Below are 16241 nucleotides of genomic sequence, written 5' to 3' on the forward strand. Positions count from 1 at the left end.
TTTGATATATTTACATTAGACTAGTGAAAATCCGGAGTCCATCCGGATTTTTTTCGAGGGAGCATTTTATGAAATATTCCATTCGCGCCTTAATCATCCTTGCCGTCGCCCTTCTTACCGGCTGCGCCGCGACCTACGACTTAAAGGAAAACTGGATCGACGACGATGATATGCAAACCATTCTCGCCGAACCGAACATTCAAAAAATCGCTCCGCTTCTCGGCACACCGGTCTTTACCGAATACCGCGGCGACACCGTCGAATTCGTGTACAACTACAGACCCCACCTTTACAAGTCCGCACGCAACGGCCGTGAATTCAAGCCCAACGACAAGGACCGCGTCGACTTGTGGAGCGTACGCACCGAACTCGTCGGAATCCTGGTAGTCAACAACCGCATTATCGGACTCCGTCCGAGAGACGACTACAATGTCGTCGACAACAACAACACCGTGAAAACAACGACCCCCGTTTGGCTGATTATACTCGGTATTGTGGCCACAGCAGGCATCATCGTCCTCATCGCCGTTGACTAGCGGGGTTCCTATGTCAAGACTTATTCTAGCGATTCTCTTGATAGCGCCGTTCGCCTTTGCAATATCGAACGACGCGTCTTGTGTCGAGTTCTGCAAAAAATGCGCCGAGGAACAGTCGGAATTGTGCACCGAAATCATCGAGACTTGCCAATGCAACGAGTCCAGCGAAACTGTTGTAAATGACGATGAAAGCGCACAAGCCGAAGAACCCGAAGCCGTGAGCAAAACCGTCGAGCCCGCTCCAAGCGCACCTATCATGAAGGCTTCTTTTGCGCCGCCGCCGGAAAAAAAGAAAAAGAAAGACGGCGCCATTATGAACGTCAACTTCGGTTACAAGGGCGACAGCGAATACACCGCCGAACTGCAAGCCGACGGTTCTTACGAAATGAAGGAAAAGAGTAATACGGGGATATGGGTTGCCATTGGGGGCGGCATCGTGTTAGCACTCGTCATCATCTTAGCATCACTATAATGAAAAATAAAATCCTCCCGTACCTTTTATTCTTATCAATTAGCGTTTTCGCTAACGACACCTGCATCGAATTTTGCGGATCCTGCATGGGCAAGAGCGATTCCCCGGCCTGCGCCAAGGTAGAACTGCTTTGCAAGTGCTCCGAGATGATTTCGAGCCTTAAGGACGAAATCTCCGAAGTCCCAAGCGATACCGTTACAACCGACAGCATTCCTGCCGATACCGCTTTCGTCGATACGGTTTCTGACGACACCTTGCAAGCAGCGGATTCGACAGCGGACACAATGGTCGTCGACACCACCGCCTTGCCAGCAAAAGATTCTGTCGTTAAAGATACCGTAGTTAAAGATACCACCACTCAAGAAGCTGCTCCCGATACAAGCCTTGCAATCATTGCGCCGACAACGCCGCAACACGTGGAAGTGAATTCCGACAAAAAGGAACGCAATTTCTATAAAGGCATTTCGCTTGGATTTGAGCAATTCCAGGAAGTATCTGTCGCCAATTACGATGTAAAAAAAGCCGACGAAGTATTCAATCACTTGGGCCTCAACTTGGGATTTTTTATGCGTTGGTATTTCTATTCCGCCGGTTCTTTCCAGATTGGCTTAAATGGTATTTGGCATCATGGACGCTACGCTCTTGACGGATCCAATTTTGATGCCAGATGGTATGTTCTTTACTACCACCACGACGTTTCAATTGATTACCATAACATCATGGCCGAAATCCCCTTGACAGTCAGATTCGGTCTGCCATTCAAGTATAGCCCTTATATTAGCTTGAGCGCCCATATCCGTAAACCCATTTACGCATGGGTCGAATACGATGCAAATATCAGCTGGAGTATTGACGACGACTACTATGATCCATGGTCCTATCACTTTGGTGATTTCAACAGTTCAGATGGAGCCTATACTGCCGATGACTGGGAATTCATAGGATTCGTTGGCGCAGGTCTTGAAATTTCGCGTCACGTATCAATCCAATGGCAAGTGGTATGCATCAACGCTGTCACCTACTCCAACGAACACATCAACTACAGACTCGGCGAATCTTGGCGCCTTAGCCTTGACTTTGCATGGTAGGAGAATTGAAAATGAAAAAAATCTTCTTGTTTGCAATTCTTGCTCTTTTCGCCGCCTGTAGTGACGAGAACCCCTTCGATTCCATCGAAGACGATCTGGACGCCAACTACCGCGAAGCAAATAACGAAGTCGTAGAGTCTGAATATAACTCTCATCGTTCCAGCTCCAGCTACATGAGCGAATCTGAAAAATGCCAGATGGGCATCAGTTCCTATAGTGACACATATTGTTGCTCCAATTACGGATACAAGTGCAGCTCCAGTCTGGGTGAGTACGAAAAATGCCGTTTAGGCACGAGCACAAAGAGCAATAGCTATTGCTGTTCTCAATACGGATTCCAGTGCTATAACTCCAGCAGTTCCAGCTACATGAGTGAATCCGATAAATGCCGCTTGGGCACCAGTTCCTATAGCGACAGCTATTGCTGTTCTTATTACGGATACAGGTGCAGCTATGTTTCAAGCAGTTCATCGCGTTATACATCAAGCAGCTCTAGCGCCGTCTACTACTTGACCACCGCAAAATCGATGAAAGTCACCCTGACCTATTACAAGCAGCTTTCAAGTAACTGGGATGGTTTAGACAACGCTGGCGACCCGGAAGTTTCGTTCACGATTTACACTTACAGCGACGGCGTTTTAGGGCAAACCATCAACACCACCACCTTTATCGACAAACAAGATACTAGGCTATGGAGCGGCACCGTTACCAAATCTTATACGATTAACAAGGGGACGGACCAGATTAAAATTTGCCCCAAAGTCATCGACGAGGACATCTCGGAACATGACAACTATTCTTCGGGAAAATGCTTTACGAAATCGAACATCGGATACCTAAAATCCACCGATGTCATGGAGCACGAAGATTACAACAGCAACTACGACCTTGAATGGGAATGGTATCTGTTGTAGACCGCGATTTGACGCTCGATGATTCCGTCCCAGGTAAAGCATTCGTTGATGCGCTTCTGGGCGCCGGCGAGTAATTGCTTTATGAGTCCGGGCTCGGCGGCGAGACGCTTGTAGGCGCTTGCGAGGGCCTCGGGGTCTTTTTCGGGAACGAGGATTCCCGTTTCGCCATCAATCACGACATCGGGGATTCCGCCCACATTGCTTGCCACAATCGGGAGGCCGAGTTCCATGGCCTCGATGAGTACGACGCCGAGGCCTTCGGTGTCGCCCTTGCTGTCGACAATCGCCGGGAGCGTGAAGACGTTGGCAGTCTTGTACTCGCTTGCGAGCGCTTCGGGCGAAAGCTTGCCGGTGAAGATGATTTCGGCGGAATTCGGGGTCGCAGACTCCGAAGCCAACTTCTTCAATTCATCCGTTAAATCGCCGACGCCGACGATTCGGATTTCGAACTGGTCGCGGGGCAGGTACTTGGCCGCTTCGATCAGGTAGCGAATGCCCTTGCGTTCAATGTGGCGCCCGACAAAAAGAATCTTGAACTTACCGTTTATTGCATGCGGTTCGGCGTTCCCCGTCCCCGTCTCCAAAGTTGTTCCATAGGGGCTCCACTCGACATCGACATTGCGGAGGGCCTTGATTTTGCTGGCGGTAAAACTTGAATTTGCGAATACGGCTTGTGCCTGGCCGATTGCAAATTTAAGGAGCGGCTTGACCCATTTCTTTTTGCGGATGAGCAGGAGTTCAGCCCCATGGAAATTCAGCACCAGCGGGATTTTGAACAACTTAGCGGCACCGAGCGCAATGTAGGCGTGCGGGAACGGCCAATGCGCATGGATGATGTCGGGCTTGAACTTGCGGCAGATTTTAATGCACTTGAAGAACCCGCTGATGATGTAAGGAATCGCCAAAAGCTGCAACCAGGGCTTGTTCGCCATCTTGCTGGGAGCGCCTTCTTCGTGGGTCAAGAATTCCCAGCTTGCAGGTGCGTAACGGAATCGGTTGACCTTCACGCCATCGATTTCGTGGCTCTTCAGACCCTTGTATGCAGGCGCCAAAACCTGGATATCGAGGCCCGCCTTTTTGAGGTGCGCAATCGAGGCTCGCAGCCAGGGGACTTCGGCGTCTTCGTGAAAGCGCGGGTAAACCGAACCGATGACTAAAACTTTTTGAACGCCGGATTGTTCTGCCATAACTACACAGCCGCCGGCGTGGGCACGTTCTGAATGCAAGCCGGGTAAAGGATCGGCTTGACAACTTTGTCCAAAATAGCCTTGATTTTCCCGTTATTGTCGGCATCGGCCTTCTGTTCGATGCGGCCCTTCACGCGCAGCCAGCCATCGAGTTTAGAATCGAGCAAAAGCATGCCGATTCCCGATTCATGTTCCAGGAACCCGACAATGTCGCTTCCGCGGCTGCCACTGCTCAATACGGCAAAAATGGAATTCCAGAACTGGGCGTATTCGCTTTCGTCGGGCAGTTCCTTTTTCAGAGTTTCAAAATCGAATTCCAGATATACAAACGAGCTGTTATCCTCGTCACTGCGGATAATTTCTTCTTGACAACGTCTTTCAAAGATCTCTTCGGTATAAATCGAGATACTATACTTGTGTTTTCGTATCAAATTATAGAGCAGCTCTTTCATCATCCACCCAAATTTAGGCTATTTTTACGACATGCAGCGATTGTTAAAATTGAAAAAAGTGCTCAAGAACAGCATTTTGGCGACCTCCGTCGAAAATTTCAAGGGAATCAGGTCCGGAACCGCAAAATACCGCCACCTGACCGAAGACGAAATCCAGATTCTTGAAAAGAACGGTAACCGCTCCGAATCTTGGGACAAGGTCATGGTCGAAGCCGACTTCGACCCGAACCGTATTATCCGTTCGTCGTTCATGGGCGAAGTCTACCTGCCCAAATTCTTCGGAACGCTTTTATTGCCGGGCGACGTGTCGTTCCCCACAGGCATTTACGACAGCCTTGTACACAATTGCTTTATCGAAAACGCGCTGGTCCACAAGGTGGCCATGCTCAGCAACATTCTAGTGCGCAGCAGCGCCGTGGTGCAGAACGTGGGCTCGATTATCAGTAGCGGAAAAATCAGCTACATGATCGGAAACTCCATGCACGTGGGTAACGAAATGGGCGGCCGCAAAGTCGCCGTGTTCCCCGAAATTACCATGGAACTGGTCGAAGCGCAGCTGTTCCACAAGCCGGACCCCGAAGTCGCAGCAGCCTTCGACGAACAGCTCAAGGCCTACCGCGAAGAGACTGCACTCCCGTTCGGCGTAGTCGGCAAGGGTGCCGTCGTCTGCAACACCAACATCATTCGTAACAGCTGGATCGGTGCCCACGCACGCATCGAGGGCGCCGAAAAAATCCGCAATTCCGTGGTGCTTTCTTCGCTCGAAGAACCGAGCCACGTTTACGATTCCGTGATTCTCGAAAATTCGAACGTGCAAAAGTCGGTCACCATTCACACCGGTGCCGAAGTTCAAGGCTCCGTGCTCATGAGCCGCACGACGGTCGCCTGCAAGGCCATCGTCAAGTCTTCGATTATTGCACCCTGCTGCCATATCGAAGAAGGCGAAGTCAACAGCTCTTATGTGGGCCCCATGACCCAAATGCACCACCACTCGCTCTTGATTGCAGCCCTCTGGCCCGAAGGCTGCGGGAACCTCGGCTATGGCGCAAACGTGGGCAGCAACCACACCGGCCGTATGCCCGACCAAGAAGTCATGCCCGGCCAGGGAATGTTCTTTGGCCTCGGCGTGAACATCAAGTTCCCCGCGAACTACCGCGAATCGCCTTTCACCCTGATTGCAACCGGACTCACCACGCTCCCGCAGCGCGTGAAGTTCCCGTTCTCGCTGATTCGCCCGGGCGACCCGCAACTCGTGGGAGTGGCACCGCGCCTGAACGAAATCGTGCCGGGCTGGAATTACGCCCGCAACGCCTACGCACTCGATCGTAACCTTTACAAGTATTCGCTGCGCGGCAAGGGCATTGTGCCCGCCACCTTCTACAGCATCTTTAGCCCCGATACCGTGCGCTACGTTTACGACGCTTACCAGCGCCTGCAAGTAAATGCCATTCGCGACATTTACACCAAGGAACACATCGACGGCCTCGGCGAAAACTTTATGCGCGAACGCATTCGCCAGCAGGCGATCAAGACGTACCAGGAATACATGGAACGTTACGCGCTCGAACAGATTATCACTCTAGTCGTAAACGACCAGAACCTGCAAGCGCAACCCGTAAAGGAAATGCGCCGCATGGCCACCAACGACGCGAACAAGGACGTGATGCGCATCGTGAGCTTGCCCGAAACGTTCGACGAATTGCTCAAGCGTTACCGCCAGCTCGAAAAGGACTGGTACGAACGCGTGACGCACGGACTCGACAAGGACAACGAACGCGGCCGCCAGATTTTTGACGACTACGACAACGCGCACCCGATCGACAAGGGTTTCACCGAATGGGAAAAATCCCGCGTCGAAGAAAAGTTGCGCCGCCTGAATTCTATTGCCAAAACGAACAAGCCCGAATAGCTCTGATGAGTTCTGCCACGCTGATACTCGCCTTATTGCTTGCCATTGAATTCGTGGCACGCCTCGTGCTTGAAATCCGCGAACGCAGGCTGACGCAAATGCGCGGCGGCATCTTTGCCGTACTGCGCCTGATTCCGCTATTGAACGACATCGTGCCGCTGCCTGAAAACCGCAAGGAGCCTGCCGAAAACGAATTCGTGAAAAAGCACGAAGAAGGCCATGCGAGCCTGCGTCACGGCATTTTGCGGAACCTCGCGAAAATCGCCCTGTTGCTGTTGGCCGTGTGGCTATTCGCCTTCTTGCTTGCAAGCCACGGCATGTCGCTTGTGGAATCGGTTTTGTGGTTACACCTGGCCGCAATCCCATTCCGCATTCTATTCCATTTATATTGCTGGCACCAGGAATATGAAGCCGACCGCTACGCCTTCGAAAAACTCGGCAAAAAAGTCGCCAAGGCGGCCATGCGAAACCTCGCCGAAAGCGAAATCCCGTACACAAAATTGTTCGCAGTCATTTACCGCGAACACCCGACTGTCGCCATTCGCAGTCAAAAAATTTTGAACAAAGAAATTAAAGCCGCTTAATCAAAACGGCTTAAATCACGCGCGGGCGGCGACCCAATGCGAGAATCACGGCATTCACCACGAACGCGGCAATCATCAAGATATCCCCGGTATGCGAGCCAAGCGAACCCGGTAACGCCGGACACAGTTTACCCGCGAGCGCCAAGATTCCGCCCGCCACAATGGCGGCCCCCACAAACTTGGGCTTAGCCTTAAGGCCCAAAAGTCCCCACAGAATCGGCACCGTAAACGCACCCGCATAAACCGCAAGCGCCAAAAGCAAGGTGCCGATGATATCGGTAAATACAAGCGCCAGAATCAAGGCAAGCAATCCGTTCATCAAGATCACCACGCGGGCCTGGAGCAGCGAAGGCTTGCTGCACAACCCGTTAATGATAATGGAACTGCTCAACAGCGTGGTATCGGCACTGCTCAGCACCACGCTCAAAAGCGCAAGCGCAAATATCGGCAAAAGCGCTGGCGGCAATACCGCATTGGCAATCGCCGTAATGCGGGCGCCCTGCACGCCTGCGAGGCTCACGCCGTAAACCGCCAGGAACCCGATTACGAATGCAACGGGAATCAAGACGCACGCCGCCATACCGATCGCCTTCTTGGCAGTTGCTGCATCTTTCGCGCAAAACATGCGGCTGTAAATGTCGGGGCCCGCCGTGTACGTGGTGCCGTAAGTGAGAATCAAAAGGAACAAGTCGAGCGGCGTGAAATTCGTATTGAACGGGAACTTGGGCGCCACACTCGTCGTGGCGCTTGCCACCACACTGCCTAACTCGCCGCCGCCAAACTTCGCAAAGCCCGCAAGCAACAAGAGTCCCGCGATAATCAGGCATGCCTGCATAAAGTCGGTGCGCAAAATCGAAACCTGGCCGCCCGCAAGCGTGTAACCCGTAAACACCGCCGCCGACACAATCGCCGCCGTGGTATAACCCATCGAGGTAAACGTCATCAGGAGCTTGGCCGACGCAATAATCTGGGCAGCCACAATGCCCGTCCACGCCACCGGAATCACGAAAGAAGCGACCAGACGCGGGCCCTTGCCGTACAAGTTTTCAACCAAGTCCGGCAAAGCGTATTTGCCATGGCTGTAGGCACGCCCCGCAAACGGAATCAGCGCCAGCAGGCCAAGCGCACCCACTAGCATGAACCAGCTCGCGGCCCCGCCGAGTTTTGCGCCGCTATCGACGGCGCCAATCACGGCCGACCCGCCAAGAATCGTCGCCACGAGGCTACCGGCTACCGCCTTCGCCGACGCCCCTTTGCGCGCCACGAAAAAATCGGGAATGTCCTTTACGCGCCGCGCACTGCGCACCGCAATCGCAATCAAAAACACCAAGTAGATAATTAAGGCAATATTCATGTTTTCTGTCATGCCCGCAACAGCGGGCATCTCCATTTTTAAAATTTAAAAAAAGGCTAAAGATTGCTTCGCCCCTTTCAGGGACTCGCAATGACGTGAATCTAGAATTTCCGGCTCATGACAAACATGACCGTGCGCAAGTCCCATTCGCTCCCCACCTGCTTTTGCAGCAATTCTTCGGTGGTCGGGTAGCGGCGATTTTCGAACTTGCGGTCGCGCGAGACAGACGCCATGAGCATGCCGTTCCATTTTTCGCTTACCTTAATCGAGGCCATCGGAGTTATACTCACCGTTATGAAACCCGGATTGTAATCCTTGTAAGCCTTGTCAAAATCATATTCGTGCTTGAAGCCGCTCGCATTTACCGAAAGCATCGCCATGGGCACGCGCTCGAACGGCATCATGTAAATGAGCGTACCGCCGTACTTGTACTTGAATCCGTTCACCATGTTTTCGTTGCCGGCCTTCCACACCTCTTTATCGTCTGCACCTGTATACGCAGAATACTTGAGTTCCGCCGTTCCCTTCAGAATAATCTTGGTCCAGTCGCTCTTGGGCAAGAACGCGAGCAGCGGAATCGTGAGCGCCGTATGGTAACGCATGCCATATGCGTACTGCGTAAACATGGCATCTTGCCGGTAGTTCCTTTTTTCAGTATCGTACACGCCCATGAATGTCGCGGTTTCGCCATAGTTCAGCGCCGTCCCCGTATTTGCTTCGGCGCCAAGTTCCAGCAAGTGCATCAATTCAATTGCGGCATCCAGTTTTAGGCCAACCCCGGCAAAGTTCACATCGCCTGCCGCCAGGCCCTTAAAGCTCAGCAGTTTGCCGAAATCCTGTTGCACCTTAAAATGGTACGTGTACGCGGGCACCGCAAACGCGAAGAATGGCCAGTTGTGCAAGGTCTCTGAATTCCTGAGCGAATTATGCGGCAACAACAAAGCGGCAATCGAAAACACGCCCTCGCGCGAAGTCTTGAGCCCAGTGCTATCGGCCACGGCAACGGAATCTTTCTTGACTGCCGAGCTGTCGGCGGTTTCGGCGGCAACGGCGAACGCGGCGCCAAACAGCACCATTACGAACACCAGCTTGCAAATTTTTCGCCAAGACATAAGCCTTGGGGAATATAGATAAACATCCCGCCCAAGTTGCCCCGCATACCCCAAAATTTGTATATTCTTGAGCACAGAGGTTTATATGTCTCGAATTTTTAGCTCTCTCGCAATTCTTTTTACCGCAATCGCATTTTGTGCCACAAGCGCCCTCGCCTTCGACGTATCGGTCAAGGCAAACGTCGATAACGCCCAGGTGTTCGTGGGCGACATGTTCAATTACGAAATCCAGGTAGTGGCCCCCGAAAACGCAATCGTCGACTTGCCGAGCTTTGTCGGAAACCTCGGCAGTTTCGAAGTCAAGGAAATGAAGAACGAAAAGGTGACCGAAGGCATGCCCAAGGGCACCGCCAAATTCACCTGGCTCGCAACGCTCAACACCTTCGTGAGCGGCGACTTCCTGATCGCACCGCAGCAAGTGAACGCCGTCGTCGGTAGCGACACCGTCAAGGTAAGCACCGACCCCGTGGCCGTCAAGGTTTCTACCCGCACCACCGGCGAAGAAGAAGACATTATCGAAGTCGAAGACCCGCTCGACGACCCGCGACTCCCGCAGTGGCTCTACATCGTGCTGATTGTGGTAGGCGTGCTGTTGCTCGTGTTCCTCGGCTGGTTCTTGCATAAAAAGTTTGCCAAGCGTGGCGAAGCCCCGAGGCTCCCGCCGTACGAAGAAGCGGTGCTCGCCCTCAAGGAACTCCGTCAGAAGAATTACCTCGCCGAAGGGAACCAGGGCGACTACTTTATGGCACTCGGGTTCATTACCCGCCGCTATATCGAGCGCCGTTTCGAAGTCGATATTCTGGATGCCACCGTGGCCGAACTCAAGCAGCGCATGGCGCACGTGGCAGGCCTTCCGCAGGCCTACAAGGAATCGGTCGTGACGCTTGCCGTCGAAACCGAACCGGTCAAGTTTGCCAAGATGAAACTTGAAGGCGAACGCTGCCGTTTCTGGGACGAATGGGCCGACCGCCTTTTGGAAGATACAAAGCCCACGCCGGAAGAGGAACAGGACAAAAAGGATGCGCTCAAGGCAGCGGTACAAACCGTAAAGGCAGAACGCGCCAAGGCCAGCAAGAAATTATAGACTAGCGGATTGTTTATTCCAAGGCGTAGCTCACAAAAGCGAACCTCTGGCTATCGGGCGCCCAGGAATTCACGTTAATCGTGCCCTGACCGCCGAACAATTTCAACAACGTGCGCGGCTTGCTCCAGCCGCTTGCATCGCTGCCTGTCATCAGGCGGATTTCGACATCTTTATTCGGAACATGGTCGCCCGGGCGCACATCACTTTCGTGATATGCGATCATGACCACCTTCTTGCGGTCCGGCGAAATATGCGGGAACCAGGTATTCCAATGCGGGTCGTCGGTCATTTGCGTCTGTTCGGAACCGTCGGCCTTCATGCGCCAAGCCTGCATGCGGCCCGTGCGCACCGAATTGAACCAAATGTATTCGCCGTCGCAGTCGTATTCCGGGCCGTCATTTAACCCGAGCGCGCTTGTCAGCTGCGTCTCGTTACCGCCCGCGGCAGGAATCGTGTAAATGTCGTATTCGCCATTGCGTTCGGCGCAGTAGGCTAGCGTCTTGCCATCAGTCGTAATGCCGTGCAAGTAACTCGGCGCAAGAGGCGTCACCAGTTCCGGCATGCGGCCATCAAAGTAAACCCTGTAAATGCGAGAAAGGCCGTCTTCTTTGGTGTGGTGGCTTACATAAAGGCCCGAACCGTCAGAAGCGAGCACGTGGTCGTTATTGCAGTTGTCCACAAAGAAACTCGGCACTTCGGTAATCGAGCCGCTCTCCAGTTCGTACTTGTAAATTCGGCCTTCGCTGTTGTAAGTCAAGAACTTCCCGTCGGCACTCCAGTTCGGCGCCTCGATCACCTTGTCAAATTCCTTGAGCAACGTCGTCTTGCCCGTTTCGATATCGTAAACCTGCAAGAACGACTTGTTGCCAGAACGATCCCAGACTTCGCCCGGGCTCTGTTCGAACGGGTAAGACACTCCCCAACTTTCGCGGAGCTTGTCCATCTGCGTCATCATCTGCATGGTCTTTGCATGCGGCATCTCGGGGCATTCCTTAAGGCCCTTCTCGAGCGCCGCCTTGCAACCCAGCACTTCGTACTCGTAGCAGTTTTCAATGCGCGGCGGAGTCACCGATTCCACAAGCGCGCCCGTTACATCGAACAACTGGATTTCAACCATGTCGTTCAAGTTCTGCACGCGAATAAAGCCTTCCGTGCCAAAAATCGTGCCGTCGTTCTTGAGCGGCGCCACCATCGACGTCTTGAGGTGAGCCACCTGGCCGTTCGCATAAGCCAAGTCAATCCAGTCCGTGGCATCAACACCCGTATGGAACTTGACGCAGGCACTCTTTGTCTGCACGATATGGTTGCCCTGCCCGCCGATTTCAGGGTCCGTCAAGAACAAGTCTGCAAAAGTCAGGCTGTAAATGCCCAAGTCCAAAAGCGCACCGCCCGCAAGCGCCGGATTGCGCAAACGTTCGATATGCGAAAGAGGCATCGAGAATTCCGCCTCCACACCATGAACGCGGCCAATCTTACCCGACAGAATCCAGTCGCGCACCATTTGCACTGCCGGCAAAAATCGAGTCCACATGGCCTCACAAAGGAAGGTTCCCTTTTCTTCGGCAAGGGCAATCGCCTGCGAAGCAAGCAGTGCATTCGCCGTAAACGCCTTTTCGACAAGCAAGTTCCTGCCATGCTTAAGGCAAAGCATTATGTCGTTAAAATGTTCGGAATGGGGAGTCGCAATGTAAATCAGGTCGGCATCGGAATCCTCGGCAAGTTCTGCATAGCTACCGTACGCGCGCTTGAATCCGTAATCGGCCGCAAACTTCTGGGCCTTTTCTAAAGTACGCGATGCCACCGCATACGCCTCTACCCCCATACCGCGACTTTCGAGCGCCTTGACAGCTGCCGCCATCTTGGTCGCAATATGCCCACAACCGAGAATTGCAAACTTGAGAACCGATTTATTCATTGCGTAACCTCTTTACAATGAATATAGACTTATTGTCGATTTCAGGCTACACCCAGCCCTCTACCAAGTGGATTCAAGTGTATACAAGATGGTCTTTGGGGTAAAAGAATATGTATATTTCATGGTAGGGTTTCCCAAAGCACAAAAAGGAGGATTTTCTCATGAATATCCACAAGTGTCTGCAAAGACTCTTTCTTGTATCAACGGCTCTCTTTTGGGCAAGCTGCAGCGACGACTCAAATTCAAGTAGTCCTACCGTAGCTCCGGGAACCAATATTCCAAACGAATCCACAGAAACAATCATTCACAATGATTCCACGGAAGAACGTGTACCTAGCGACTCCTTACAACGCAACGAAACCGACAAGGTTGACAGCGTTTCCAACACATCTCCGCAATGCCGCGAAGCCGAAAAAATTCAAAAGATGTCCTTGAGCTCAGATATAATGGACGATCCTGTCAAGGCTGCAACAAGGAGCGCCGACCGCAACGCACAAATAAAGATTCACGACGACATAGAATATGGCGGGAATTACAATGAAATTTTTGGAGTATATTCTCCAGAATGTCTTCAAGATATGATCGATACACTTGAGACTCCTGTCTTTGCGTATGGTTCCATAGCCTTCTTTAACGATTCTGTCGCGACAAAATTCGTATGCGACGACGGCACAACATACGCCAACGAGGAATACCTTAACTACCAAAAAGACCTGGAAACATACGAAAAGAATCGTGTCATCTTCGACGAGACATACAGGCAGTTATACGAAAAAAGGCTCGCCGAACTCCAAAGTCAGCTAGACTCCTGCATTAATCAGCCGGAAGAAGCTGAGGAAGCTGAGGAAACCGAGGAATAAACCATGAATATGACAATGTTCAAAACAGCCTTGTTTTTTGCCGCAGCATTGTTCATGGTAAACTGCGGGGACAGTTCCGAAAGCACCCCTGCAGCACCGGCAGAAACTTCCGCTACAGTTCCCCCTGAAATTACGGCACCCGTTGAAACAACTCCCGTAATACCAGAAGATTCAGTCGAAGTCCCTTCTATAACCGTAACCGATTCCGTTGTGGACACCACCGAATATTCATGTCACGATTCAAAGTGGATTCCCAGAGAAAATTTCAATGCAACGATTATGTCTCTTCCAGAATTGCTTGCCTGGCGAAGAGGTACCTATTTGGCAAATACCACTTTTTATCGCATTCTTAAAGATACAGTCGCTCAACTCCACTACAAAAGCAATGAATTCGGGCTTTACCCCGACAGCACACCTTACTGCCTCATAGAAATGATCGACACAATTGCAAACTATAAATCTAACCCATGGGCCAACGAAAAAAATTACGTAAGCAATGATTCTATTGCTATAGAAATCGAATGCAGCGACGGCACCGTTCACCCCAAAGAAAGTGATTATATAGAAACTCTAAATACGTACAAAAAGCAGCAAGAACGTTACAACCAAGTATACGATTCAATCTACGAGCAGTCCCTCCACGATATCAGGGCTCTATTGGATTCTTGCCTAAACCACCCGGAAGACTTCCCGATCACCGACCCGAATTACAAAGAGCGTTACCAATCGTATCAGGAAACTCACAATGTTTCTGAAGATGATGATGAATAATCAAAAACTATACTAAATAATATTATGGGCGGCCCGATGGCCGCCATTTTTTATTCCTTGATGCAACGGACTGCGGCTTTTTCTACGGGAGTATCAAAATCACTAATGTCAAGTCTGAACATCACATAATCTTCTTCGCCGTTTTCATCGACCCTTTCTTGAATTCCTGCATAACTTCCTTCTTCGTCCGATAACCAGAACCAGGAATTCAATTTATAGTTATCATGAACATAATAACTAGTATCCTTCACTCCGTCATACACATACGTTTTTATCGTATCAATTGCATTAGGCTGCAAATTCATGCCCGACCAATTAGACCCGTTAACTTTCCAACCTGATTGCGACATCAATGTGCGAGTCGAGATTGTAAGGCCTTTGTTGTTGTGAATCTCATTTCTCAGCTTTCGCACAAAAGCATCCGAAGGGATATGCCATCCATCAGGGCAAGCCGTCTGAGCATCGGCCCAAGTATACAAGCTGTCGCCGCCAAACTTGAGATCTTCAGCCATCACGAGTTCGTCGGCATCCCACTCAAATTCTACCCATATGGCCTTGTATTTCTGCCCATCACGTTCATCAATCATCTCGTAATACCATTTGTGATCTTTTGCATCACATATGTATTTGTGGCCATCATATTCTCCAACCGCACCATCATCAAAGCAAAAGCCAAGCTCATCATCTATTCTTGTCGCAAGGCGCCAACTGTGATCCACGCAAATATATTTAGCACCTAAATTGAGCGTATCGTACAGTTTTGAATCGTCACAAGCGCCAAACTCAACTTCAATGCTATTAGCCATATCCCAACTTTCTCGGCAAATGTAATCTACCCTACCGAGCTTCACAATTTCTCCTATCCGATCTTCGGTACAATCCCCAAAAACATCCGACACGTATGCTTTTTTCCAATATCCATTCTTCATTACATACAAATCTTTCGCTACTCCAACTTCGCACAGCGTGTCACCTTTAGCGGCGCATTCTATAAATGCAGAATCTTCTGGAGTGTAGTTCCATCTATAATCGGAACCTCCATTCCATACAGCACACATAAAAACAGAATCCTGTAACGGGTAACGCTTATTCGCATTAGCCGAGTTGCATTCGCCTAGTGCAAAATCAAGTTTTTCTTTTAGCGTCGGAGTCACCCAAACCAGGTCTTTGCATTTATAATACTCTGAACCCACTTTTGCAACGACTCCTTCTCTTTCACGGGTACACTTACTTAGCGATTCGTATACGGTATTCTTATCATTTACGCAGCGGACATTCAACCTTGCGTCACGTTCAATGCTGCTATTATAACCAGACGTAGATATATGGAAAAAGTACAAATCGCCAAGTTCATCTTGTGAATCGATCATTTGAATCCAAAATGCAGCAATGCGACCCAAATAACGACATTCAGAACCTTCACAAATCCCCATAGGCTTTAAATTAAGCCCCACGGTATTTCCTCCATTACCAACAATAATCTCACCATCAATAGTATCATTATCCCAACCAGTTGTAGATTTTAAGGCCCAATTAGGACATTTTTCTTCCAACGAATCTGCCCAAAAATGCTTCCACACCCAGTCATCTATTGCTACCCATTCATCAAAATCCGACAAATGCCATCCATCGGGACATGCAATTTGCGCTTCGGCCCAAGTGTATCTCTCATCACCTTGACCAATTTTTTCGTCAGAATAGTTCAGGTTTTCGGCCATCCATGTCAGCTTGCCCATGGTAACGGTCTTGTAGGTTTTACCATCACGCGGGTCAGTAAAACTGTCTGAAGTATCCCCCACTGGCGACGTTGTAGTAGTATCGTCAATTTGCTCCTGCGGAGTTAGAGGTTCAACTTGTTCAGAAGAACCGGACGATGAATCGTCACCGCATGCAAAAAGCAATAATGAAATTGCAAGAATCCACAAAAACCTTTTCATACTAGATATAAAATAACCAAAAAAAGGGCTGCTCAAGACCTCTCCCGTAAAAATTTTACATAAATT

The 16241-nt window shown here is 50.7% G+C and carries 15 protein-coding genes and 1 pseudogene; 9 read left to right on the forward strand and 7 right to left on the reverse strand.

The annotated features are described in order from the left end of the window. The first annotated feature begins 68 nt into the window (after positions 1–68). The 4 genes from B7989_RS12920 to B7989_RS12935 are packed head-to-tail and all read left to right on the forward strand — an operon-like array spanning position 69 to position 3010. Complete coding sequence (locus tag B7989_RS12920) at positions 69–536, forward strand: hypothetical protein (RefSeq protein ID WP_088628883.1); 468 nt, start codon at positions 69–71, stop codon at positions 534–536. Positions 537–546: 10 nt separating this feature from the next. After that, on the forward strand, positions 547–1008 hold the full coding sequence (locus B7989_RS12925; RefSeq protein ID WP_144265076.1) for a hypothetical protein: 462 nt from the start codon (positions 547–549) through the stop codon (positions 1006–1008). Beyond that, positions 1008–2096: a hypothetical protein gene (locus B7989_RS12930; protein WP_088628885.1), complete on the forward strand. Its 1089-nt coding sequence runs from the start codon at positions 1008–1010 to the stop codon at positions 2094–2096. Before B7989_RS12925 ends, B7989_RS12930 begins: the two co-directional genes overlap by 1 nt. Positions 2097–2107: 11 nt before the next feature. After that, a complete protein-coding gene (locus B7989_RS12935; protein ID WP_144265077.1) occupies positions 2108–3010 on the forward strand; it encodes a hypothetical protein in 903 nt (300 codons plus the stop codon). Here B7989_RS12935 and B7989_RS12940 read toward each other — a convergent pair. Both B7989_RS12940 and B7989_RS12945 read right to left on the reverse strand, forming a co-directional pair. After that, positions 2977–4197: a glycosyltransferase gene (locus tag B7989_RS12940; protein WP_088628887.1), complete on the reverse strand. Its 1221-nt coding sequence runs from the start codon at positions 4195–4197 to the stop codon at positions 2977–2979. The genes B7989_RS12935 and B7989_RS12940 overlap by 34 nt on opposite strands. 2 nt (positions 4198–4199) lie before the next feature. Next, the gene (locus B7989_RS12945; protein ID WP_088628888.1) at positions 4200–4652 is read right to left on the reverse strand and encodes a hypothetical protein; all 453 of its coding nucleotides are present in this window, start codon (positions 4650–4652) and stop codon (positions 4200–4202) included. Positions 4653–4680: 28 nt separating this feature from the next. Here B7989_RS12945 and B7989_RS12950 point away from each other — a divergent pair, with 28 nt between their 5' ends. Continuing rightward, positions 4681–6558 carry a DUF4954 family protein gene (locus tag B7989_RS12950; RefSeq protein ID WP_088628889.1) on the forward strand — a complete coding sequence of 626 codons (1878 nt, stop codon included), beginning with the start codon at positions 4681–4683 and terminating at the stop codon, positions 6556–6558. Positions 6559–6563: 5 nt separating this feature from the next. Beyond that, positions 6564–7142 (forward strand): M48 family metalloprotease, encoded by a 579-nt coding sequence (locus B7989_RS12955; protein WP_088628890.1) that lies wholly within the window; start codon positions 6564–6566, stop codon positions 7140–7142. Positions 7143–7152: 10 nt separating this feature from the next. Here the strand turns inward: B7989_RS12955 and B7989_RS12960 are convergent, their stop codons facing one another. Beyond that, positions 7153–8532 (reverse strand): sodium:solute symporter, encoded by a 1380-nt coding sequence (locus B7989_RS12960; protein ID WP_088628891.1) that lies wholly within the window; start codon positions 8530–8532, stop codon positions 7153–7155. A gap of 65 nt (positions 8533–8597) precedes the next feature. Beyond that, a complete protein-coding gene (locus tag B7989_RS12965; RefSeq protein WP_088628892.1) occupies positions 8598–9608 on the reverse strand; it encodes a hypothetical protein in 1011 nt (336 codons plus the stop codon). An 85-nt stretch (positions 9609–9693) separates the two neighbouring features. Between B7989_RS12965 and B7989_RS12970 the strand changes: the two genes are divergently transcribed. Beyond that, positions 9694–10692 carry a hypothetical protein gene (locus B7989_RS12970; RefSeq protein ID WP_233144429.1) on the forward strand — a complete coding sequence of 333 codons (999 nt, stop codon included), beginning with the start codon at positions 9694–9696 and terminating at the stop codon, positions 10690–10692. A gap of 13 nt (positions 10693–10705) precedes the next feature. Here B7989_RS12970 and B7989_RS14380 read toward each other — a convergent pair whose 3' ends face one another. Both B7989_RS14380 and B7989_RS14385 read right to left on the reverse strand, forming a co-directional pair. Then, a complete protein-coding gene (locus tag B7989_RS14380) occupies positions 10706–11608 on the reverse strand; it encodes a TolB family protein (RefSeq protein WP_369829070.1) in 903 nt (300 codons plus the stop codon). A 639-nt stretch (positions 11609–12247) separates the two neighbouring features. Further along, positions 12248–12607: pseudogene (locus B7989_RS14385) on the reverse strand (Gfo/Idh/MocA family protein); the annotation flags it as partial. A gap of 161 nt (positions 12608–12768) precedes the next feature. On the opposite strand from B7989_RS14385, the gene B7989_RS12980 reads away from it, so the two are divergent. Beyond that, entirely contained in the window at positions 12769–13467 is a 699-nt protein-coding gene (locus B7989_RS12980) for a hypothetical protein (protein ID WP_088628894.1), read from the forward strand. 3 nt (positions 13468–13470) lie between these two features. After that, positions 13471–14238, forward strand: coding sequence for a hypothetical protein (locus B7989_RS12985; protein WP_088628895.1), 768 nt, complete (start codon positions 13471–13473; stop codon positions 14236–14238). Positions 14239–14288: 50 nt separating this feature from the next. Here B7989_RS12985 and B7989_RS12990 read toward each other — a convergent pair whose 3' ends face one another. Further along, a complete protein-coding gene (locus B7989_RS12990) occupies positions 14289–16175 on the reverse strand; it encodes an FISUMP domain-containing protein (protein ID WP_158212927.1) in 1887 nt (628 codons plus the stop codon). Positions 16176–16241: the final 66 nt, after the last annotated feature.

Origin of the sequence: Fibrobacter sp. UWB5, from assembly GCF_002210295.1 — a bacterium.
In the GTDB taxonomy this organism is placed as follows: domain Bacteria; phylum Fibrobacterota; class Fibrobacteria; order Fibrobacterales; family Fibrobacteraceae; genus Fibrobacter.

Coding starts and splice junctions, on each gene's coding strand:
- B7989_RS12920 (WP_088628883.1), top strand. CDS start 69: ATGAAATATTCCATTCGCGCCTTAATCATCCTTGCCGTCGCCCTTCTT.
- B7989_RS12925 (WP_144265076.1), top strand. CDS start 547: ATGTCAAGACTTATTCTAGCGATTCTCTTGATAGCGCCGTTCGCCTTT.
- B7989_RS12930 (WP_088628885.1), top strand. CDS start 1,008: ATGAAAAATAAAATCCTCCCGTACCTTTTATTCTTATCAATTAGCGTT.
- B7989_RS12935 (WP_144265077.1), top strand. CDS start 2,108: ATGAAAAAAATCTTCTTGTTTGCAATTCTTGCTCTTTTCGCCGCCTGT.
- B7989_RS12940 (WP_088628887.1), bottom strand. CDS start 4,197: ATGGCAGAACAATCCGGCGTTCAAAAAGTTTTAGTCATCGGTTCGGTT.
- B7989_RS12945 (WP_088628888.1), bottom strand. CDS start 4,652: ATGATGAAAGAGCTGCTCTATAATTTGATACGAAAACACAAGTATAGT.
- B7989_RS12950 (WP_088628889.1), top strand. CDS start 4,681: ATGCAGCGATTGTTAAAATTGAAAAAAGTGCTCAAGAACAGCATTTTG.
- B7989_RS12955 (WP_088628890.1), top strand. CDS start 6,564: ATGAGTTCTGCCACGCTGATACTCGCCTTATTGCTTGCCATTGAATTC.
- B7989_RS12960 (WP_088628891.1), bottom strand. CDS start 8,532: ATGGAGATGCCCGCTGTTGCGGGCATGACAGAAAACATGAATATTGCC.
- B7989_RS12965 (WP_088628892.1), bottom strand. CDS start 9,608: ATGTCTTGGCGAAAAATTTGCAAGCTGGTGTTCGTAATGGTGCTGTTT.
- B7989_RS12970 (WP_233144429.1), top strand. CDS start 9,694: ATGTCTCGAATTTTTAGCTCTCTCGCAATTCTTTTTACCGCAATCGCA.
- B7989_RS12980 (WP_088628894.1), top strand. CDS start 12,769: ATGAATATCCACAAGTGTCTGCAAAGACTCTTTCTTGTATCAACGGCT.
- B7989_RS12985 (WP_088628895.1), top strand. CDS start 13,471: ATGAATATGACAATGTTCAAAACAGCCTTGTTTTTTGCCGCAGCATTG.
- B7989_RS12990 (WP_158212927.1), bottom strand. CDS start 16,175: ATGAAAAGGTTTTTGTGGATTCTTGCAATTTCATTATTGCTTTTTGCA.